The sequence below is a fragment of the Neobacillus sp. YIM B06451 genome (assembly GCF_032667185.1).
In the GTDB taxonomy this organism is placed as follows: Bacteria; Bacillota; Bacilli; order Bacillales; family Cytobacillaceae; genus Bacillus_D.
This window is the reverse complement of the sequence record NZ_JAVFKJ010000030.1, coordinates 1-2,193: the sequence shown is the minus strand read 5'-3', so window position 1 is coordinate 2,193 and position 2,193 is coordinate 1. Positions and strand designations below refer to the sequence as shown.

3 protein-coding genes and 1 pseudogene are annotated in these 2,193 nt (G+C 33.5%); 1 reads left to right on the top strand and 3 read right to left on the bottom strand.

What is annotated here, in order from left to right; all coding sequences use genetic code 11:
- The 3 genes and pseudogenes from RB160_RS23865 to RB160_RS23855 form a co-directional block, all read right to left on the bottom strand.
- Nucleotides 1-442 (bottom strand): coiled-coil domain-containing protein (locus RB160_RS23865; protein WP_316572948.1); only part of this gene is annotated, 442 nt, incomplete at its 3' end.
- A gap of 152 nt (nucleotides 443-594) precedes the next feature.
- A pseudogene (locus RB160_RS23860) lies at nucleotides 595-915 on the bottom strand (HAD hydrolase family protein); the annotation flags it as partial.
- The gene (locus RB160_RS23855) at nucleotides 873-1,550 is read right to left on the bottom strand and encodes an HAD-IIB family hydrolase (protein WP_316572947.1); all 678 of its coding nucleotides are present in this window, start codon (nucleotides 1,548-1,550) and stop codon (nucleotides 873-875) included. The pseudogene RB160_RS23860 and the gene RB160_RS23855, both read right to left, overlap by 43 nt.
- 115 nt (nucleotides 1,551-1,665) lie before the next feature.
- Here RB160_RS23855 and RB160_RS23850 point away from each other — a divergent pair, with 115 nt between their 5' ends.
- The gene (locus RB160_RS23850; RefSeq protein ID WP_316572949.1) at nucleotides 1,666-2,127 is read left to right on the top strand and encodes a DinB family protein; all 462 of its coding nucleotides are present in this window, start codon (nucleotides 1,666-1,668) and stop codon (nucleotides 2,125-2,127) included.
- Nucleotides 2,128-2,193 lie beyond the last annotated feature (66 nt).

The following is a 2,193-nucleotide window of genomic DNA, read 5'->3' as shown; positions in this document are numbered from 1 at the left end:
AATAAGTATCACTATCACTATTATATTGGAATCCCTGAATTACCCAATCATCCAATTGCTTACCACTGAAGGGATACAACAACCATTGATCATTAGCGTTATTATTGATATAAAGCTTATTCTCCTTTTCTTCAATGAAAAGGTCATCTGAAACGAGTGATTGGATTTTTTCCTTATCACCTGAAGTATGGGCTTTCACAAAATCTTTTGATAAGTTACTAATAGTACTAAACAATTCTTTTTCCTTTTTATTAGTCTCAAGCTGTTTTTCCAAGTCTGCAATTCTTTTATTTAGTTCATCTCTGGTCTTTTCACTCTCACTTAGGCTCAATGTTAGTTTTTCTTTTTCTTCTTTTAGTTGACTAACAACCCCTTCGCTATTTTTACAACCTGTAATTATTGTAATACTGCAAATAATCATCAAAAGAAATAATCTATTCATCCTCATCCCCCTAATAAATCCGCTCTAAAGCATACGTCATTGTTAAATTCGAGCTAAAAATAAAGAATCCTTTTTGAACCGAATCCTTCGATTGTTCCAAAAGATAAGTAACTTCTTGCATGCATAATCACTAACTAAATCAATTAGTTATTTCAAATTATTCCGTACTCTTTTAACGCATAATGAATACCATCTTCACTAGATTTCTTCGTAATAAAATCTGCAACGTTTTTCAACTTTTCATTCCCATTCCCCATTGCAATACCCAGGCCAACAAATTCCAGCATATCAATATCATTTTCCCCATCACCGAAAGCAATTGCCTCCGATTTATCAATCCCAAAGAATTCTAGGGTTTTCAGGATAGCCAGAGACTTTGACACATCCTCCTGCAAAACATTCAATACATATGGATGCCACCTTTTAAATGTTAGTTGAGGGAATTTTTGGATGTACTTCTCAACAGTTCCATCATNTTTTCCCCATCACCGAAAGCAATTGCCTCCGATTTATCAATCCCAAAGAATTCTAGGGTTTTCAGGATAGCCAGAGACTTTGACACATCCTCCTGCAAAACATTCAATACATATGGATGCCACCTTTTAAATGTTAGTTGAGGGAATTTTTGAATGTACTTCTCAACAGTTCCATCATTTGCAAACAAACACAATAAAAATACCTCTTGTTCATGAATCGAACTGATAGTATCAGGATAATCATTGAGAAACAAAGTTTCCTTTAACGCGGTTAAAATTTCATTTTGTGTTACACCATTCATACTGAATTCTTCAGTATAGAAAGACAGACCATTATTCTCTAACTGAGCGAATTCCATGACTTCTTTAATGACCCTTTTATTCATTGGTACTTTGTGAATTACTGTTTCCCCGTGTTTCACGTAGCCGCCATTTGCTGTAATAAAGGTTTCTATGCCTAATTCGTATACTTCCTTACACATTGATAATGGTCTTCCTGTTGCAGCGACAACCTTTATTCCTTTGCTTTTCAATTTTTTTATAGCTTCAATAGTAGAGAACGGAATACTTCCATCAATATGGTTTGTAATAGTTCCATCAACATCGAAAAATACGATTTTATAACCGCTCATTTATAAACCCCTTAATTTTTTTATTTAAAAACAGCTTAGCAAATTATACCAAGTTTAGTAAATTTATTGTTAAAATAATTGATATATTAATTAGGAGGCGGCCATTTTGTTAGATATGTTTTTATATAATTGGCAGGTGAGGGAGGACTGGTTTAAATGGTGTGAATCCCTGCCATTAGAAGAATTTAAAGCAGAAAGAGTTGGCGGTATAGGAAGCATCCTGAAAAACCTTACCCATATCATAGACTGTGAACTTTTATGGATTAATTACATGCTTGATGAACCACAACACTATTCAGAAAGGGATTCTATATCCACTTTGGATGATGTTATTAGGTACTCTATATTTACAAAAACAGTAACAGAAAATTTCCTTCATAATTTGACTAGTGACTATGAAAACAAAGAATTACAAATAAATGGAAAGGGAGACACAACTTATTCATTTACTTGGGGTAAGATTATCCGTCACCTCATCACTCATGAAATACATCATATAGGGCAATTATCAATTTGGTCGCGGGAATTGAAACTTAAACCGATTTCTTCAGACCTAATTGAAAGGCAGTTTACTTAAAAAAATGGCTCCCTTTTCATTTGAAAAGGGAGTTTTATATAGCTTTATTATTAAACTAACCTGCCC

Bases quoted from the DNA above. Each gene is read 5' to 3' on its own strand.
- RB160_RS23850 (WP_316572949.1), top strand. From the start codon at position 1,666: ATGTTTTTATATAATTGGCAGGTGAGGGAGGACTGGTTTAAATGGTGT.